Source organism: Mycobacterium sp. TKK-01-0059 (genome assembly GCF_000709305.1).
Classification (GTDB): Bacteria; Actinomycetota; Actinomycetes; order Mycobacteriales; family Mycobacteriaceae; genus Mycobacterium; species Mycobacterium intracellulare.
This window is the reverse complement of record NZ_KL446993.1, coordinates 2368045-2385098: the sequence shown is the minus strand read 5'-3', so window position 1 is coordinate 2385098 and position 17054 is coordinate 2368045. Positions and strand designations below refer to the sequence as shown.

At 69.7% G+C, this 17054-nt stretch carries 17 protein-coding genes; 9 read left to right on the top strand and 8 right to left on the bottom strand.

Annotated elements, in window-relative coordinates; genetic code table 11:
• Window positions 1-76: 76 nt before the first annotated feature.
• Complete coding sequence (locus tag K883_RS11535) at window positions 77-1027, top strand: acyl-CoA dehydrogenase IpdE2 (protein ID WP_036454509.1); 951 nt, start codon at window positions 77-79, stop codon at window positions 1025-1027.
• On the top strand, window positions 1024-2190 hold the full coding sequence (locus K883_RS11530) for a pyridoxal phosphate-dependent aminotransferase (RefSeq protein WP_036454507.1): 1167 nt from the start codon (window positions 1024-1026) through the stop codon (window positions 2188-2190). Before K883_RS11535 ends, K883_RS11530 begins: the two co-directional genes overlap by 4 nt.
• An 11-nt stretch (window positions 2191-2201) precedes the next feature.
• Here the strand turns inward: K883_RS11530 and K883_RS11525 are convergent, their stop codons facing one another.
• From K883_RS11525 to hsaA, 5 genes are all read right to left on the bottom strand, one after another.
• Window positions 2202-3032, bottom strand: coding sequence for an arylamine N-acetyltransferase family protein (locus K883_RS11525; RefSeq protein WP_036454505.1), 831 nt, complete (start codon window positions 3030-3032; stop codon window positions 2202-2204).
• A gap of 114 nt (window positions 3033-3146) precedes the next feature.
• Window positions 3147-3710, bottom strand: a complete 564-nt coding sequence (hsaB, locus tag K883_RS11520) for a 3-hydroxy-9,10-secoandrosta-1,3,5(10)-triene-9,17-dione monooxygenase reductase subunit (RefSeq protein WP_008263575.1) — start codon at window positions 3708-3710, stop codon at window positions 3147-3149.
• A gap of 2 nt (window positions 3711-3712) precedes the next feature.
• Window positions 3713-4615: an iron-dependent extradiol dioxygenase HsaC gene (gene hsaC / locus K883_RS11515; RefSeq protein WP_036454503.1), complete on the bottom strand. Its 903-nt coding sequence runs from the start codon at window positions 4613-4615 to the stop codon at window positions 3713-3715.
• The gene (gene hsaD, locus K883_RS11510) at window positions 4615-5487 is read right to left on the bottom strand and encodes a 4,5:9,10-diseco-3-hydroxy-5,9,17-trioxoandrosta-1(10),2-diene-4-oate hydrolase (protein WP_036454502.1); all 873 of its coding nucleotides are present in this window, start codon (window positions 5485-5487) and stop codon (window positions 4615-4617) included. The genes hsaC and hsaD overlap by 1 nt, the downstream gene beginning before the upstream one ends.
• A gap of 65 nt (window positions 5488-5552) precedes the next feature.
• Window positions 5553-6737 carry a 3-hydroxy-9,10-secoandrosta-1,3,5(10)-triene-9,17-dione monooxygenase oxygenase subunit gene (gene hsaA, locus K883_RS11505; protein ID WP_008263572.1) on the bottom strand — a complete coding sequence of 395 codons (1185 nt, stop codon included), beginning with the start codon at window positions 6735-6737 and terminating at the stop codon, window positions 5553-5555.
• Window positions 6738-6895: 158 nt separating this feature from the next.
• On the opposite strand from hsaA, the gene K883_RS11500 reads away from it, so the two are divergent.
• Both K883_RS11500 and K883_RS11495 read left to right on the top strand, forming a co-directional pair.
• Window positions 6896-7990 carry a ferredoxin--NADP reductase gene (locus K883_RS11500; protein ID WP_036454500.1) on the top strand — a complete coding sequence of 365 codons (1095 nt, stop codon included), beginning with the start codon at window positions 6896-6898 and terminating at the stop codon, window positions 7988-7990.
• A gap of 52 nt (window positions 7991-8042) precedes the next feature.
• A complete protein-coding gene (locus K883_RS11495) occupies window positions 8043-8576 on the top strand; it encodes a hypothetical protein (RefSeq protein ID WP_008263570.1) in 534 nt (177 codons plus the stop codon).
• 4 nt (window positions 8577-8580) lie between these two features.
• Here the strand turns inward: K883_RS11495 and K883_RS11490 are convergent, their stop codons facing one another.
• On the bottom strand, window positions 8581-9474 hold the full coding sequence (locus K883_RS11490) for an SDR family oxidoreductase (protein WP_036454498.1): 894 nt from the start codon (window positions 9472-9474) through the stop codon (window positions 8581-8583).
• A gap of 85 nt (window positions 9475-9559) precedes the next feature.
• Between K883_RS11490 and K883_RS11485 the strand changes: the two genes are divergently transcribed.
• Window positions 9560-10132 carry a TetR/AcrR family transcriptional regulator gene (locus K883_RS11485; RefSeq protein ID WP_020821497.1) on the top strand — a complete coding sequence of 191 codons (573 nt, stop codon included), beginning with the start codon at window positions 9560-9562 and terminating at the stop codon, window positions 10130-10132.
• Here K883_RS11485 and K883_RS11480 read toward each other — a convergent pair.
• Window positions 10129-12285 carry an acyl-CoA dehydrogenase gene (locus K883_RS11480; RefSeq protein WP_020821496.1) on the bottom strand — a complete coding sequence of 719 codons (2157 nt, stop codon included), beginning with the start codon at window positions 12283-12285 and terminating at the stop codon, window positions 10129-10131. The genes K883_RS11485 and K883_RS11480 overlap by 4 nt on opposite strands.
• 371 nt (window positions 12286-12656) lie before the next feature.
• On the opposite strand from K883_RS11480, the gene kstR reads away from it, so the two are divergent.
• Window positions 12657-13256: a cholesterol catabolism transcriptional regulator KstR gene (kstR, locus tag K883_RS11475; protein WP_008263559.1), complete on the top strand. Its 600-nt coding sequence runs from the start codon at window positions 12657-12659 to the stop codon at window positions 13254-13256.
• A 6-nt stretch (window positions 13257-13262) separates the two neighbouring features.
• Here the strand turns inward: kstR and K883_RS11470 are convergent, their stop codons facing one another.
• Window positions 13263-14342 (bottom strand): LacI family DNA-binding transcriptional regulator, encoded by a 1080-nt coding sequence (locus K883_RS11470; RefSeq protein ID WP_009957019.1) that lies wholly within the window; start codon window positions 14340-14342, stop codon window positions 13263-13265.
• 127 nt (window positions 14343-14469) lie between these two features.
• Between K883_RS11470 and K883_RS11465 the strand changes: the two genes are divergently transcribed.
• From K883_RS11465 to K883_RS11455, 3 genes are read left to right on the top strand one after another with little or no spacing between them, the layout of a single operon-like run.
• Window positions 14470-15372, top strand: coding sequence for a metal ABC transporter solute-binding protein, Zn/Mn family (locus tag K883_RS11465; RefSeq protein WP_020821495.1), 903 nt, complete (start codon window positions 14470-14472; stop codon window positions 15370-15372).
• On the top strand, window positions 15369-16190 hold the full coding sequence (locus tag K883_RS11460; RefSeq protein ID WP_009957017.1) for a metal ABC transporter ATP-binding protein: 822 nt from the start codon (window positions 15369-15371) through the stop codon (window positions 16188-16190). The genes K883_RS11465 and K883_RS11460 overlap by 4 nt, the downstream gene beginning before the upstream one ends.
• Window positions 16190-17050, top strand: coding sequence for a metal ABC transporter permease (locus tag K883_RS11455; RefSeq protein ID WP_008263555.1), 861 nt, complete (start codon window positions 16190-16192; stop codon window positions 17048-17050). The genes K883_RS11460 and K883_RS11455 overlap by 1 nt, the downstream gene beginning before the upstream one ends.
• Window positions 17051-17054 lie beyond the last annotated feature (4 nt).

Genomic DNA, 17054 nt, shown 5'->3' with positions numbered 1-17054 from the left:
TAGCGATGAGAAGGAGCGGCGCCCATGACTCGCGCCGCGACGATGCAGAGCGTAGCGATGAGAAGGAGCGGCGCCAATGACTGAAGAACGCGAGCTGCTCCGCGAGACGGTGGCCGCGCTGGTCGCCAAGCACGCCGGCCCGGCGGCGGTGCGCGCCGCCATGGAGTCCGACCGAGGCTACGACGAATCGCTCTGGCGGCTGCTGTGCGAGCAGGTCGGCGCCGCGGCCCTGGTGATACCGGAGGAACTGGGCGGCGCTGGCGGTGAATTGGCCGACGCCGCAGTGGTTTTGCAGGAGCTGGGCCGCGCCCTGGTGCCCTCCCCGCTGCTGGGCACCACGCTGGCCGAGCTGGCGCTGCTGAGCGCCCCCGAGCCGGACGCCGCGACGCTGGAGGGCCTGGCCGAGGGCACCGCGATCGGCGCGCTGGTGCTCGATCCCGACTACGTGGTCAACGGCGACATCGCCGACGTCGTGGTCGCCGTCGAGGACGGCCGGCTGAGCAGGTGGACCCGATTCAGCGCGCAGGCCGTCACCACCATGGACCCGACCCGGCGCCTGGCCCGGGTGCAACCGCAGGAGGCCGAGGCGATCGGCGCGGACCCCGGCCTGGCGGACAAGGCTGCCGTCCTGCTGGCCGCCGAGCAGATCGGCGCCGCGCAGCGCTGTCTGGAGCTGACCGTCGAATACGCCAAGGACCGAGTGCAATTCGGCCGGCCGATCGGCAGCTTTCAGGCGCTCAAGCATCGAATGGCCGACCTGTATGTCACGGTCGCCGCGGCGAAGGCCGTCGTATCCGACGCCTGTGAGGACCCTTCACCCACCAACGCCGCCGCGGCACGGCTGGCCGCCACCGAGGCGCTGAACACGGTGGCCGCCGAGGGCATCCAGTTGCACGGCGGCATCGCGATCACGTGGGAACACGACATGCACCTGTACTTCAAACGCGCCCACGGCAGCGCGCACCTGCTAGACACGCCGCAGGAGCTGCTTAACCGGCTGGAATCCGAGGTACTCAACACGCCGTGACCGATCGTGTCTCGCTGCGCGCGGGCATCCCACCGTTCTACGTGATGGATGTCTGGTTGGCGGCCGCCGAACGCCAGCGCAGCCACGGCGATCTGGTCAACCTGTCGGCGGGCCAACCCAGCGTCGGGGCGCCCGAGCCGGTGCGCGCGGCCGCCGCGGCGGCCGTGCATTCCAACCAGCTGGGCTACTCGGTGTCGCTGGGCACCCCCGAGCTGCGTGCCGCGATCGCCGCGGATTACCGGCGCCAGCACGGCCTCGACGTCGAACCCGACGCCGTGGTGATCACCACGGGCTCCTCGGGCGGCTTCCTGCTGACCTTCCTGGCCTGCTTCGACGCCGGCGACCGGGTGGCCCTGGCCAGCCCCGGCTATCCGTGCTACCGAAACATCTTGTCGGCCTTGGGATGTGAGGTCGTGGAGATCCCCTGCGGGCCGCAGACTCGCTTCCAGCCCACCGCGCGGATGCTCGCCGAGCTCGACCCCCCGGTGCAGGGCGTCATCGTGGCGAGCCCCGCCAACCCCACCGGAACGGTCATCGCGCCGGAGGAGCTGGCCGCGATCGCCGCCTGGTGCGACGCCTCCGGGGCGCGGCTGATCAGCGACGAGGTGTACCACGGGCTGGTCTACGAGGGCGCGCCGCAGACCAGCTGCGCGTGGCAGACATCGCGAAATGCCGTGGTGGTCAACAGCTTTTCGAAGTACTACGCGATGACGGGCTGGCGGCTGGGCTGGCTGCTGGTGCCGGCCGAGTTACGCCGCGCGGTGGATCGCCTAACCGGGAATTTCACGATCTGCCCGCCCGTGCTCTCGCAGCTGGCGGCGGTGGCGGCCTTCACCCCGGAGGCCACCGCCGAAGCCGACGGCCACCTGCACCACTACGCGACCAACCGCTCGCTGCTGCTCGACGGGCTGCGCAGCATCGGTGTCGAGCGCCTGGCCCCCACCGACGGCGCCTTCTACGTGTACGCCGACGTCTCGGACTTCACCGACAACTCGATGGAGTTCTGCTCGAAACTGTTGGAAGAGACCGGCATCGCCATCGCGCCCGGCATCGACTTCGATACCACCCGCGGCAATTCGTTCGTCCGGCTGTCGTTCGCCGGGCCCACCGCCGACATCGAGGAAGCGGTGCGACGGCTCGGCCCGTGGCTTTCGGCCCGCTAGCCGCGCCGCGCCTACGCGTCCAGCACCCGCCCGATGCGCGCCTCGAGCGCACCGCGCTCGCCGATGCCGGCCACGTCGATGCCGAATCGCTCACCGAGCACGTCGACGACCGCCGCCGCGTCGTCCAGGCGGATCTTCTCGCTGCCGTCGGCGCGGTGGACGGTCAGGTGGCGGCCGGCCAGGTTGTAGCGGGCGTCGGCGGTCGTCAGGGCGGCCATCAGCCCGGTCACGAAGTGCGACTCGGGGTGCGTGGAGACGTACCAGCTGCCCACCCGCAGATCGATCTGCGGCACGGTCTGGGTGCCGAACACGTACAGCGGTTTCCACTCGTCGCGGACCAGGGCTTGCAGCACCAGGCCGTCGCCGCGGTCGTTGAGCCGGTACGGCTCGTGCGTTGTCTGCTGGGCGTTTCCGGTCTCGAAGCGGATGGGGGACGTCAGCGTCTGGCCACCGAAACCGACGTCGACCAGATAGGAGCCCTGCGAGCCCGGGAACGTCACAGCCAGCGCCGTGTGCGTCTGGGCTCCCAGCGGCGCGTCGGGCGGCTGCATCCAGACCACCCGCCCGGCCAGGCGGCGCACCCGGAACCCGATCTCGGCCAGCACGTAACCCATCAGGCCGTTCTGCTCGTAGCAGTAGCCGCCCCGGCGCCGGTACACCAGCTTGTCGGTGAGGGCTTCGGGGCTCAGGTCGTCGACCGGCACCCCCATCAGCGGATCGAGGTTCTCGAACGGGATCGACCCGGTGTGCGCGGTCATCAGATCCTGCAGCACCTCGAGATTCGGCTCGGCGGCGCCGCGATAGTCGATGCGGTCGAAGTACGCGCCCAGATCCAGCGTCATGAAACCATTCTGGGCCCAACGCGGGGCGTTACGGCGGCCGGGTGTCCCGCAGGCGTAACGCCACGGCGGAAAAACGCGCGCGAAGTCGCCGTGGCGTTACGCCCTTGAGAACCCCTACAGCCAGGTGTCCTGGGTGGTGGTGGTGAGGAAGGCTTCCAGGTCGTCGCGCCACTGCGCCGGCGTCGTCTTGTCCGGCTCGATGCCGGTGTACTCACCGCGATAGAACAGCAGCGGCCGCGGCTTGATCTTGGGGGCCTCCGAAAGCGATTGCACCGCACCGAACACCACGAAGTGGTCGCCGCCGTCGTGCGCGGAGGCCACGGTGCAGTCGATGTAGGCCAGCGACCCGTCGATGATCGGTGAACCGAGATCGGAAAGGTGCCAGTCGATGCCGGCGAACTTGTCGGGCTCCTTGGAGCCGAACCGGGCCGAGACGTGCTTCTGGTTCTCGGTCAGCATGTTGACGCAGAACCGGCCGGAGGCCTCGATGGCCTTCCAGGACCGCGACACCTTGGTCGGGCAGAACAGCACCAGCGGCGGGTCCAGCGACAGCGCCGCAAACGACTGGCAGGCGAAGCCGACGGGGACGTCGTCGTGCACGGTGGTGATGATGGTGATGCCGGTGCAGAACTGCCCCAGCACCTGCCGGAAGGTCCGCGGATCGATGGGCGCCGACATGGTCAGCCGCGCATGCCGACCGTGAAGTCGTGGCCCCACAGGCTGACCGCGGTGCTTTCCCGGGCGACCCAGTCGTCGTCTTCGACTTGCCTTCCCTCGCAACCGAATTCGATGTCGAATCCGCCGGGTGTCTTCATGTAGAACGACAGCATGAGGTCGTTGACGTGACGGCCCAGGGTGGCCGACATGGGCACCTTGCGGCGCAGCGCCCGGTCCAGGCACAGCCCCACGTCGTCGACGTCCTCGACCTCCATCATCAGGTGCACGATGCCGCTCGGTGTGGGCAGCGGCAGGAAGGCCAGGCTGTGATGGCGCGGGTTGCAGCCGAAGAATCGCAACCAGGCGGGCGCCCCGTCGGCGGGGCGGCCCACCACCTGCGGCGGCATCCGCATCGAGTCGCGCAGCTTGAACCCGAGCACGTCGCGGTAGAAGTGCAGCGCCTCGTCGTCGTCGCGGGTGGACAACACCACGTGCCCCAGGCCCTGCTCACCGGTGACGAACTTGTGCCCGTAGGGGCTGACCACCCGGCGGTGTTCCAGGGCGACGCCGTGGAAGACCTCCAGGCAATTGCCCGACGGGTCGGAGAACCGGATCATCTCGACGACCCGGCGGTCCGCCAGTTGCGCGGCGGTGGCTTCCTTGTAGGGGACGCCCTCGACGTCGAGGCGATCCCGGATCTCTTGCAGGCCTTCGGCGTTCGCGCACTCCCAGCCGGCCTCCATGAGGTGGTCGCGCTCGCCGGGCACGATCACCAGCCGCGCGGGGAAGTCGTCCATCCGCAGATACAGGGCGCCCTCGGTGTTGCCGCTGCCCTCGACCATGCCGAGGACCTTGCACCCGTACTCACGCCAGGCCGCCATGTCGGTGGCCTCGATGCGCAGATAACCCAGCGAACGGATGCTCATCACGCACCTCCCAGGAAATCGATGGTGAGCTTGTTGAACTCGTCGAACTTCTCCACCTGCGCCCAATGCCCACACTGCCCGAAAACGTGCAGCTGCGCACGCTTGATGGTCTTGAGCGCGACCAGCGACCCGTCCAGCGGGTTGACCCGGTCCTCACGCCCCCAGATCAGCAGCACGGGCTGGCGCAGGCGGTGCACCTCGCGCCACATCATGCCGAGCTCGAAATCGGCGCCCGCGAACGACATTCCCATCGCCCGCGTCGCCGTCAACGATTCCGGCGTGCTGGCCAACGCGAACCGCTCGTCGATCAATTCGTCGGTGATCAGTTTCTGGTCGTAGACCATCACCCGCAGGAACGCCTCGAGGTTCTCCCGGGTGGGCTCGGCCGAGAACCTGCCCAGCCGCTTGACGCCCTCGGTGGGGTCGGGGGCGAACAGGTTGATACTCAACCCGCCCGGCCCCATCAGGACCAGGCGCCCGGCCAAGTCGGGGTAGTCCAGGGCGAACCGGACCGCGGTGCCGCCGCCCAGCGAATTGCCCACCAGCGGAACGCGTCCCAGGCCCAGGTGGTCGAAGAGGCCCTTGAGCCCCCTGGCCGCGTAGTGGTTGAACTGCCCGTGCTCGGCGCGCTTGTCCGAATGCCCGTAACCGGGCTGGTCGACGGCGAGCACGTGGAACCGCTCGGCCAACACCGGGATGTTGCGCGACCAGTTCGTCCAGCTCGCCGCCCCGGGACCGCCGCCGTGCAGCAGCACGATCGTCTGGTCGTTGCCGACCCCCGCCTCGTGGTAGTGCAGCTTGAGCGGCCCGTCGACGTCGACCTCGATGAAGCGCGAGGTGGACTCGAAGGTGATCTCCTCGGTTGCGGTCACTTAGCGCCGCTCCTCCTACCCATCTCAGATCGCACTGCCCTGTCTATCGTCGTCGGCGCGCATGGCTAGACCATGGTGTCGCCGGGTGGCAGCCCGAACTCGTTGTTCCCGAAGATCTGGTAGGCCCGCTCGGGGTCGTTCGCCGCGTGCACCCGGCCGGCGTGCGCGTCGCGCCAGAACCGTTGCACCGGTTGGTCGTTGGCCAGGGCGGTGGCGCCGGACGCCTCGAACAACCGGTCGATGGAGGCGATGGCCCGGCCGGTGGCGCGCACCTGGTCGCGGCGGGCGCGGGCGCGCAGCTCGAACGGGATCTCCTTGCCGGCCGACAGCAGCGCGTACTCGTCGGCGACGTTGCCGCTCAGCTGGCGCCACGCCGCGTCGATGTCGCTGGCCGCCTCGGCGATGCGGACCTTGGCGAAGGGGTCGTCCTTGGCCTTCTCGCCGGCGAACGCCGCGCGCACCCGCTTGCCCTGGTGCTCGACGTGCGCGGCGTAGGCGCCGTAGGCCATGCCGACGATCGGCGCCGAGATGGTGGTGGGATGCATTGTGCCCCAAGGCATCTTGTAGACGGGCGCGGTGTTGGTCTCATACCCCCCGGCGGTGCCGTCGTTCATCGCCTTGTAGGACAAAAACCGGTGCCGCGGCACGAAGACGTCCTTGACGACGACGGTGTTGCTGCCGGTGCCGCGCAGGCCGACGACGTGCCACACGTCGTCGATGCGGTACTCGCTGCGCGGGATCAGGAAGCTGCCGAAGTCGACGGGGCGGCCGTCCTTGATCACCGGGCCACCCAGGAACGCCCACGTCGCGTGGTCACAGCCCGAGGACCAGTTCCATGCGCCGTTGACCAGGTAGCCACCGTCGGTCACCACGCCCGCGCCCATCGGGGCGTACGACGAGGAAACCCGGGTCTTGGGGTCCTCGCCCCAGACCTCCTCCTGGGCCTGCTGATCGAACAACGCCAGGTGCCAGTTGTGCACGCCGATGATGGAGCTCACCCAGCCGGTGGAGCCGCAGGCGCTGGCCAGCCGCCGGACCGCCTCGTAGAACAGCGTCGGATCGCACTGCAGGCCGCCCCACTGCTCGGGCTGCAACAGCGTGAAGAAGCCCACGTCTTGCAGGTCCTGAACGGTCTCGTCGGGCAGCCGCCGCAGATCCTCCGTCGCCTGAGCGCGCTCCCGGATCTGCGGGAGCAGATCATCGATGCCAGCCAGAACCGACTGCGCATCACGCTGTTGAATGGACGTCACTTAAGTTTGCCTCCTGGGCCAGACTTACACAGCGGACTTACACCAGAGACTAGAACACGTTCCGATTTGTGTCGAGCAGGGTATTCCTGCGGCTGGTAGCGATACGAATCCACTTTTCTGTAACATGTTCTAGTTGCAACGACAGGAAGGCACGGGCCTTGACCGAGGCGGATCTGGACCAAGTACCCGACGAGCCACTCGGTGACCACGTCCTCGAACTGCAGATCGCCGAGGTCATCGCGGAGACCGACGATGCGCGGTCGCTGGTGTTCGCGGTGCCCGACGACGAAGGGGACCCCGGCATCCCGCCCGAGCGGCTGCGTTACTCGCCGGGCCAGTTCTTGACGTTGCGCGTCCCCAGCGAGCGCACCGGGTCGGTGGCGCGCTGCTATTCGCTGTGCAGCTCGCCGTTCACCGACGACGCCCTGGCCGTCACGGTCAAACGGACCGCCGACGGGTACGCCTCCAACTGGCTGTGCGACAACGCGCGGGCAGGCATGCGTATCCACGTGCTGGCCCCGTCGGGCAATTTCGTGCCGAAGACGCTCGGCGACGACTTCCTGCTGATGGCCGCGGGCAGCGGGATCACCCCGATCATGTCGATCTGCAAGTCGGCGCTGGCCGACGGCGGCGGACAGGTGACGTTGGTCTACGCCAACCGCGACGAGGATTCGGTGATCTTCGCCGAGGCGCTGCGCGAGCTGTCGGCCAAATACCCCGACCGGCTCACCGTCGTGCACTGGCTGGAATCGCTGCAGGGCCTGCCCAGCGTGGCCGCGCTGGCCAAGCTGGCGGCCCCCTACACGGACCGGCCCGTGTACATCTGCGGCCCGGGCGCGTTCATGGAGTCCGCCAAGGAGGCGCTGGAGACGCTGAAAGTGCCTGCGCCACAAATACATATCGAGGTGTTCAAGTCGCTGGAATCGGATCCGTTCGCCGCGGTGAAGATCGAGGACACCCCCGAGGGTGACCAGCCGCCGGCCACCGCGGTGGTGGAGCTCGACGGCGAGACCCACACGGTGTCGTGGCCGCGCAACGCCAAGTTGCTCGACGTGCTGCTGGCCAAGGGCCTCGACGCGCCGTTCTCCTGCCGCGAGGGTCACTGCGGCGCGTGCGCCTGCACCCTGCGCAGCGGCAAGGTGAACATGGAGGTCAACGACGTGCTCGAGCAGCAGGACCTCGACGAGGGGCTGATCCTGGCCTGTCAATCCCACCCCGAATCTGATTCGGTAGAAGTGACCTACGACGAGTAGTCGCGGGGTTAGGTTCACCCTTGGGGTCAGCAACGGGGAAGGGATGGCGTCGATGATGCGGCTGGTGTCGGGATTCGCGGTGGTCGCGGCGCTGCCGATGTTGCTGCCCGCCGGGGTGTGCGCGGCGGCGAGCAACACGGCCACCACGCTGTTCCCGCTGGACGGGCCCAACCAGCTCGAGACGCGGGTGATCCTCAACTGCTTCAAATCCGACGGCCACTGCGACTTCACCGCCGGCGCGGACATGCTGACGCCCGACGGGGTGACCGGTTTCCCGCCCGGCCTGTGGGCCCGTCAGACCACCGAGATCCGCTCCTCGAACCGGCTGGCCTACCTCGACGCGCACGCCGACGGCCAGTACGAGCGGGTGCACAAGTCGATGGGTTCCGACGAGATCACCACGATCTACATGGGTGAGGGTCCCCCGGAGAAGTATCAGACCAACGGGCGCATCGACTCCACCGATTGGCAGACGGGGCAACCCAAGACCGACAACAACGTCATCGCCTGCACCCACATCCAGGTCGTCTACTCCGGGGTCAACATCACCTCGCCCAGCACCTGCGCGCAGACCACCTTCTCCTGATCTCTCAGTCCGGGTAGTCGCCGGTCTCGAGGTCGTCGAGAAGGCTTGGCCCCGTGGGTTTCCAGTCGAATCGTTGGCGGGTCAGCGCGCTGGACGACGGCTGGTCGGCCGCGAAGATGGCGCCGAGCGGGCCGAAGGCCTCGACCGCGGCGGATTCGACGGGCACCCCGAGCCGGCGGCCGATCACCTCGGCGATCGCCCGCATCGGGTCGCCTTCGTCACCCACCGCGTGCAGTACCGAGCCGGGCGGGGCCTGCTCGAGGGCCAGCCGGAACAACGACGCCGCGTCGTCGCGGTGCACCGCGGGCCAGCGTTGCGCGCCGTCGCCGATGAAGGCCGACACCCCGCGCCGGCGCGCGAGCTGAATGAGCATGCCGGCGAAGCCGTAGCGTCCGCCGGCGTCATGGACCGACCGCGGCAGCCGCACCACGGCCGATCTGACACCGCGCTCGGCCAGGTCGATGACGGCTTGTCCGGTGCGGCCACGCCCGGCCATCGGCCCCTCGGTGTTGAACGGGTCGTCCTCGGTGCTGGCGCGACCGGCCACCGCGGGGGTGCCGCTGGCGAGCACCAGCGGCTTGCCGGTGTCGGCGAGCGCGTCGCCGAGCGCGGCGACCGCGCGGGCCTCGTCCCCGATCGCGTCTCCGATCACGTCTCCGGTACCGGCGAAGTCGTGCGAGAACGCCAGGTAGGCAACGCCGTCGGCGTCGCCGGCCGCCTCCCGCAACACGTCGAGGTCGGTGACGTCGCCGCGCAGCGGCTCGCCCCCGAGTCCGCCGATGGTCGCCGCCGCGGCCTCCGAGCGGGCCAGGCCCACAACCTGATGGCCGGCGGCGACCAGTTCCGTGACGACGGCCGAGCCGATTCCTCCGCTGGCCCCGGTGACGAATACGCGCACGAGCAGCTCCTTCTACGCGATGAGACATTTGTCCCATCACCCTACACCCGTGACGGGACTATGGTCGCATCACTAGGCTGGGGCCATGGCCCGGTGGGAACCCGATGCGCGCGAACGCCTGGTCGCCGCCGCACTCGACCTGTTCAACGAACGGGGCTACGACGAGACGACCGTCACGCAGATCGCCGAGCGCGCCGGCCTGACGAAAAGCACGTTCTTTCGGCACTTCCCGGACAAGCGGGACGTGCTGGCGGCCGGCCAGGACGCGATCGCGCAACTCCTGCGCGAGGGCATCGCCACGGCGCCGGCCGACGCGACGCCGCTGGCCACCGTGTGCTCCGGCCTGAAATCGGCCGCGGCCGCGTTCACGTCGTTCAACCGGGAGCTCGCGCCCAGGCTCAAGGCCGCGATCGCCGCCAGCACCGAACTCCAGGAGCGCAACGCGCTCAAACAAATCGGGCTGGCGCGCGCGGTGGCCGAGGCACTCCAGGCGCGCGGCATACCCGAGCCGACGGCGGTATTGGCCGCCGAACTCGGTGCGCTGGCGTTCAAGACGGCCTACGCACGCTGGAGCGAACCGGGCGACGACCGAGACCTGGGCGCCATGGCATGCGAAGCGCTGCACGAATTACACGCCGCCGCGGCCGATCTCGGCTAGCGCGGCAGACCGAGCAGGCGTTCGGCCGCCACGGTCAGCAGGATCTGCTCCGTGCCGCCCGCGATCGTCAGGCAGCGGGTGTTGAGGAAATCGAACACCGCCCGGTCGCCGTCGGCCCGGCGGTCGACGAGGCCGCCGCCTTCGGCGGCATCCATGGTGAATTCGGCCAGCGCCTGGCGGTAGCGGACGCCGATCAGCTTGCGCACACTCGATTGCGCGCCGGGGTCCTGGCCGCCCACCGCGAGCTGGGCGATGCGCTGGTCCAGCAGCGCGCCGGTCTGGGCCAGGATGATCAGGCGCGCCAGCCGGTCCTGCTCGGCGACGTCGAGTTCCCTTGCCGCCAAGAGGGTTAACAGCTCTTCCATCGGGTTGCCCAGCGCCGTGCCGTTGGCCATCGCCACCCGCTCGTTGGCCAGCGTGGTGCGGGCCAGCCGCCAGCCGTCGTTGACCTCACCGACCACCATCTCGTCGGGCACGAACACGTTGTCCAGGAACACCTCGTTGAACAGCGAGTCGCCGGTGATCTCGCGCAGCGGCCGGATGTCTATGCCTGGCGATTTCATGTCGACCAGGAAGTAGGTGATGCCTTTGTGTTTCGGGGCATCGGGGTCGGTGCGCGCCAGGCACACGCCCCAGCGCGCCTTGTGCGCCGCGGACGTCCACACCTTCTGGCCGGTCAGCAGCCAGCCTCCGTCACCGCGGACCGCTTTGGTGCGCAGCGACGCCAGGTCGGAGCCCGCGCCGGGCTCGGAAAACAGTTGGCACCACAGGAATTCACCGCGCAACGTGCCCGGCACGAATTGCTCGATCTGCTCCGGTGTGCCGTGCTCGAGGATGGTCGGCGCCGCCCACCAGCCGATCACCAGGTCCGGCCGTTCGACGCCGGCCGCGGCGAGCTCCTGATCGATCAGCAGCTGCTCGGCCGGGGATGCGGCGCGCCCGTACGGCTTGGGCCAGTGCGGCGCCTGCAGGCCCGCCTCGGCCAGACCCACCTGTCGCTTCTCGGCCGGCAGTTCGGCGATCTCGGCGACGGCCGCGGCGATCTCGGCGCGCCGGCCCCTGACCTCGTCGAGGTCAGAAAGATCCAAGCCCAGCTGCCGGCGCACGCCGTCCTGGGTGAGCGCGGTGATGCGCCGCTGCCAGCGCTCGGGGCCGCCCAGGAAGCGGCCGATGGCGTGCGCCCGGCGCAGGTACAGGTGCGCGTCGTGCTCCCAGGTGCAGCCGATGCCGCCGAGCACCTGGATGCAGTCCTTGACGTTGGCCTTCACGGTGGTGATGCAGGTGCTGGCGGCCAGCGCGGCCGCGATGGAGAACTGGGACGCGTCGCCGTCGGCGGCGGCGCGAGCCGCGTCCGAGGCGGCCACCTCGGCCTGCTCGGCGCGGCACAGCATCTCGGCGCACAGGTGCTTGATGGCCTGGAAGCTGCCGATCGGCTTGCCGAACTGCTCGCGGACCTTGGCGTAGTCGACGGCGGTCTCGAGCGCCCATCGGGTGATGCCGGCCGCCTCGGCGGCCAGGACGGTCGCGGCCAATTCCTCGACGCGCGTGCCGGTTTCGGGCAGCACCGTGGCCGGGGCGGAGCTGAGCACCACCCGGGCCAGCGGCCGGGAGAAGTCGGTGGCCTGCAGCGGCTCGACCCGCACGCCCTCGCCGGCGGCGTCGATCAGCAGCCACTTGCCGTCGGCGGGCGCCAGCAGCACGCCATCGCGCACCGTGTTCGAGGCGCCCAGCGCGAACGGAAGTGTGCCCGACGCCGTCGACGTCGCGCGGTCGAGTCGGACGTCGCCTTCGAGCGCCAGCCCGGCGAAGCGCTCCCCGGCGGCCAGCGCCTCCAGCAGTTCGGGGTCGGTGACGACGAGCGTCGCGAGCGCGGTGGTCGCGACCGGGCCCGGGACCAGCGCTTTGGCCGCCTCCTCGACCATCGCGCACAGGTCTTCGATGGACCCACCCGCCCCGCCGGATTCCTCCGGGATCGCGACGCCGAAGATTCCCAGTTCGGCCAGCCGGGAGAACACCGGCCGCCACGCGTCGGGCTTGCCCTGCTCGACCTCGCGGATCGCCGCGGTGCCACCCGGTCCCGACGTCGCGTTGCGGGCCCAGTCGCGCACCAGGGCGCGCGCGGCAAACTGCTCATCGGTGACGGTCGCTACCACCTGAGAGGACCTCCGCGTCCTTGGCTCGACGTGACACGGGGCCGGCCGGCACCCGTGTCCTGATTGTCCGATCTTTGCCCGAGCGGGGACATCCCCACCACCAGTTGGCGCGCAACCCGCTCACCGAAGACTAGAACGTGTTCTAATAGTGCCAGTGATCGACCGTCAAGTCGAACGCCATCGCAGCAGCACATGCGCTTGTCCCCGGCGGTATGGAGGTGGGAAATTCACACGCAGAATGCGTATCGTTTGCAAACGAACCGCCCGGAACAGGAGCAAACCATCACATGCCAGCCAGCGCCAACGCCAAGGCCACTTCCAAGGCTAGTTCGAGCCGCGTTTCCGACTCGCAGCCGCGTGAGGTCATAAACGTGGCGGTTCTGGCGGAGTCCGAACTCGGGTCTGAGGCGCAGCGGGAACGCCGCAAGCGCATCCTGGATGCCACCATGGCCATCGCGTCCAAGGGCGGCTACGAGGCCGTTCAGATGCGTGCGGTCGCGGATCGCGCCGACGTGGCGGTGGGGACGCTGTACCGGTATTTCCCGTCGAAGGTGCACCTGCTGGTGTCGGCGCTGGGCCGCGAGTTCGGCCGCATCGACGCCAAGACCGACCGCTCGGCGATGACCGGCGGCACACCCTTTCAGCGGCTGAATTTCATGGTGGGCAAGCTCAACCGCGCGATGCAACGCAACCCGCTGCTGACGGAGGCGATGACGCGCGCCTACGTCTTCGCCGACGCGTCGGCGGCCAGCGAGGTCGACCAGGTCGAAAAGCTGATCGACTCCATGTTCGCGCGCGCGATGGCCGACGGCGAACCGACCGAGGACCAGTACCACATCGCCCGGGTGATCTCCGACGTGTGGCTGTCGAACCTGCTCGCCTGGCTCACCCGCCGCGCCTCGGCCACCGACGTCAGCAAGCGGCTGGATCTGGCCGTGCGGTTGCTGATCGGCGACCAAGACTCCAAATAGCGGCGCTCACCCGGGCGGGCCGGCGGTGCGTCCGCGGATCAGCTCGGTGTCGAGGAGTTCGGTGACCGGCAGACCGGACCGCGGTGGCTTCAACAACAGCTCGCCCGCGCGGCGCCCCTTGTGCAGGCTCGGCTGCGACACCGTGGTCAGCCCGCGGCTGATGGCCTCGGGCACGCCGTCGAATCCGGTGACGGTCAGCTGGCCGGGCACGTAAATGCCATGCGCCCGTAGGTAATCCATGGCGGACAGGGCCAGGATGTCCGCGGTGCACAGCAGCGCGGTGATGCGCGGATTGGTTTCCAGCGCCACCTTGGCGGCCGCGCCGCCCGATTCGGCCAGGTGCTCGTAGCTTTCCACCACGGTCAGCGAATCCGGGTCGATGCCGGCGGCCGTCATCGCCTCCCACACGCCGATGATGCGCTCGCGTTGCACGTCGAAGGCGGGCGAGCGCAACCGCTCGGCGTCCACCAGGCCGTGGCGCCGGTCCCGGCCCAGCCGCATGGTCAGCAGCCCGATCTCGCGATGCCCCAGCCCGAGCACGTAGTCGGCGAGCTCACGCATCGCCGCGCGGTCGTCGATGCCCACCCGCGAGGCGCCGGCGAGATCCTTCGGCTGATCGACCACCACGACCGGCAGCCGTCGCTGCAGCACCACCTGCAGGTAGGGATCGTCGTCGCACACCGAATACACCACGAAACCGTCCACGCCCGCCGACAGCACCGCGTCGGTTCCCTCTTTCAGGCTGCGGCTGGGCCCCACGGCCACCAGCAGCAGCCCCTGCCCGGCCGCCTCGCAGGACTGCGCCACCCCGGTGACGAAATCCCGGGCGGCGGGGTCGCTGAAGAAATAGGTCAGCGGCTCGGCCATCACCAGACCGACCGCGCCGGCCTTGCGGGTCCGCAACGAGCGCGCCACCGGGTCGGGACCGGCGTAGCCGAGCCGCTTGGCCGTCGCGAGCACGCGTTCACGCAGGTCGGCGGAGAGTTGATCGGGGCGGTTGAAGGCGTTCGAGATCGTCGTGCGCGAAACGTTGAGCTCGTCCGCGACCGACGCCAGGGTCGCACGCCGGCGCGGTGTGGGGCTCACGTTCGGTGACGCTACAGCGGATCGGTGCGCGGCCCATGCGCTTCCGACCGCGGCTTTGTAATGGAAACGATTTTCATTAGTATTGTGGATCGGCTTGCTGGCGGGCGGGAGGAAATCGGACGTGCGCATGGCACTGACGCGTGGGCTGGCGGCCGCACTGGCCGTGGCCGGCTCGGCGGTGCTGTCCGGCTGCGGCGGGCACGCCGCGCACCCGCACGCGTCGGCCGTCGTCGCCTCCACCGACGTGTGGGGCAGCGTCGCGCGCGCCGTCGCCGGCAGCCATGTGGCGGTCAAGTCCATCCTGAGCGGCGCGGAAACCGACCCGCACTCCTATGAGGCCAGCCCCTCGGACGCCGCCGCCATCGCCGACGCCGCCCTGGTCGTCTACAACGGCGGCGGCTACGACGGATGGGTCGACGAGGTGCTGGCCCGCCAGCCCGGCGCCAGGCCGGTCAACGCCTACTCGTTCCTCGAGAACGACGGGCAACCCCGCAACGAGCACGTCTTCTACGACCTGAGCGTCGCCAAGGCGGTGGCCGCCACGATCGCCGACCGGCTCGCGACGATCGACCCGGGCAACGCCGCGGACTACCGGGCCAGTGCCGCCACGTTCGGGCGCGGCGCCGACGCCATCGCCGGCACCGAACACGGCATCGCCGCCACCTACCCCCACACTTCGGTCGTGGCGACCGAACCGGTCGCCTTTTACCTGCTGAAGGCGACGGGCCTGCTGAACCGCACCCCGCCCTCGTTCGCCGCGGCGATCGAGAACGAGACCGACCCGGCGCCGGCCGATCTGGCGTCGGTCCTCGACCTCATCGACCGGGGCCAGGTGTCGGCGCTGGTGGTCAACCCGCAGACCTCGGCGGCCGCAATCACCAGCCTGCGCGACGCCGCGCGTCGCGCGGGTGTGCCCGTCACCGAGGCGGCCGAGACCCTACCTGACGGGGCGGATTACCTGAGCTGGCAACGCAATACGGTCGAACGGCTGCTGGCCGCGCTGCAGTCGAGCCGGCCCGTCCAGCCGTGAGCATCGACACGGCGCCCGCCGTCGATCGGCACCCGGACACCGTGTCACTGCGCGGCGCCCGCCTGGCGTTCGGCGACCGGGTGCTGTGGGACCACCTTGACCTGTCGGTCTCGCGCGGCGAGTTCATCGCGGTGCTCGGCCCCAACGGCAGCGGCAAGACGTCGCTACTCAACGTGCTCCTCGGGCAGCTGCCGCTGAGCGCCGGCGTCGGGTTGGTGGAAGGCAGGCCGATCACCTCGGGCAGCGGGCGCATCGGCTATGTGCCGCAACATCGGCCGCTGGACCGCGACGTGATGCTGCGGGGACGGGACCTGGTTCGGCTGGGTGTCGACGGCGGGCGCTGGGGCGCCGTCCCGCTGCGGTCCCGCGACCGTGCCCGGCGGCGCGCGACCGTCGCCCACGCGCTGAGCCAGGTCAACGGCGAACGCCTGGCGGACGTCCGGGTCGGCGTGATGTCCGGCGGCGAGCTGCAGCGGGTGCGCATCGCCCAGGCACTGGTCAGCGACCCGACCCTGCTGCTGTGCGACGAACCGCTGCTGACGCTGGACCCGGCGAACGCGAAGCTGGTGTCGGCGCTGATCGACCGGCGCCGCCGGGAGGCGGGGACCACGGTCATCGTCGTCACCCACGAGATCAACCCGATCCTGCCGTATGTGGACCGGGTGCTGTACCTGGTCGACGGCCGGTTCAGGATCGGCACCGTCGAGCAGGTGATGACCAGCGAGACGCTGTCGGCGCTGTATCGATCCGACATCCAGGTGGTGAAGGTCAGGGACGGCTACGTTGTGGCCGGCGAGCGCACCGACGGGCACGGCTGATGGAGCACCGGCTCGCCGACGTGGGACACCACCTGTTCTCCTTCGACATCACCGCGCATCTGCTCAGCCACGACTTCGTGCAGCAGGCGTTGGTGGCGGCCGCGCTGCTGGGTTTGGTGGCCGGGCTGATCGGGCCGTTCATCGTGATGCGGCAAATGTCGTTCGCCGTGCACGGGTCCAGCGAATTGTCGTTGACCGGAGCCGCTTTCGCGCTGCTCGTCGGATTCGGGGTGGGTCTGGGCGCGCTGATCGGCAGCGCCCTGGCGGCGGCGCTGTTCGGCGTCCTGGGCCGGCGCGCCCGGGAACGCGATTCGGTGATCGGGGTGGTCCTGGCGTTCGGCCTGGGCCTGGCGGTGTTGTTCATCCACCTCTACCCGGGCCGGACGGCGACCAGCTTCGCGCTGCTGACCGGCCAGATCGTCGGGGTCGGCTACACGGGGCTGACGATGCTGGCGCTGGTTTGCCTCCTCGTCATCGCGGTGCTGGCAACGTGTTACCGCCCGCTGTTGTTCGCCACCGTCGACCCTGATGTCGCCGCCGCCCGCGGCGTGCCGGTCCACGCGCTCGGGATCGTGTTCGCCGCGCTGGTCGGGGTGGTGGCCGCCCAGGCGGTGCAGATCGTCGGGGCGCTGCTGGTGATGTCGCTGCTGATCACGCCGGCGGCCGCGGCGGCCCGGGTGGTCACCTCGCCGGCGGCGGCCATGCTGACCTCGGTGGTGTTCGCCGAGGTGGCCGCGGTCGGCGGGATCGTGCTATCGCTTGCGCCGGGCGTGCCGGTGTCGGTCTTCGTCGCCAGCATCTCGTTTCTGATCTACCTGGTCTGCTGGCTGGTGGGGCGCCGGCGCGAGGCGTCCGCCTAAGCTG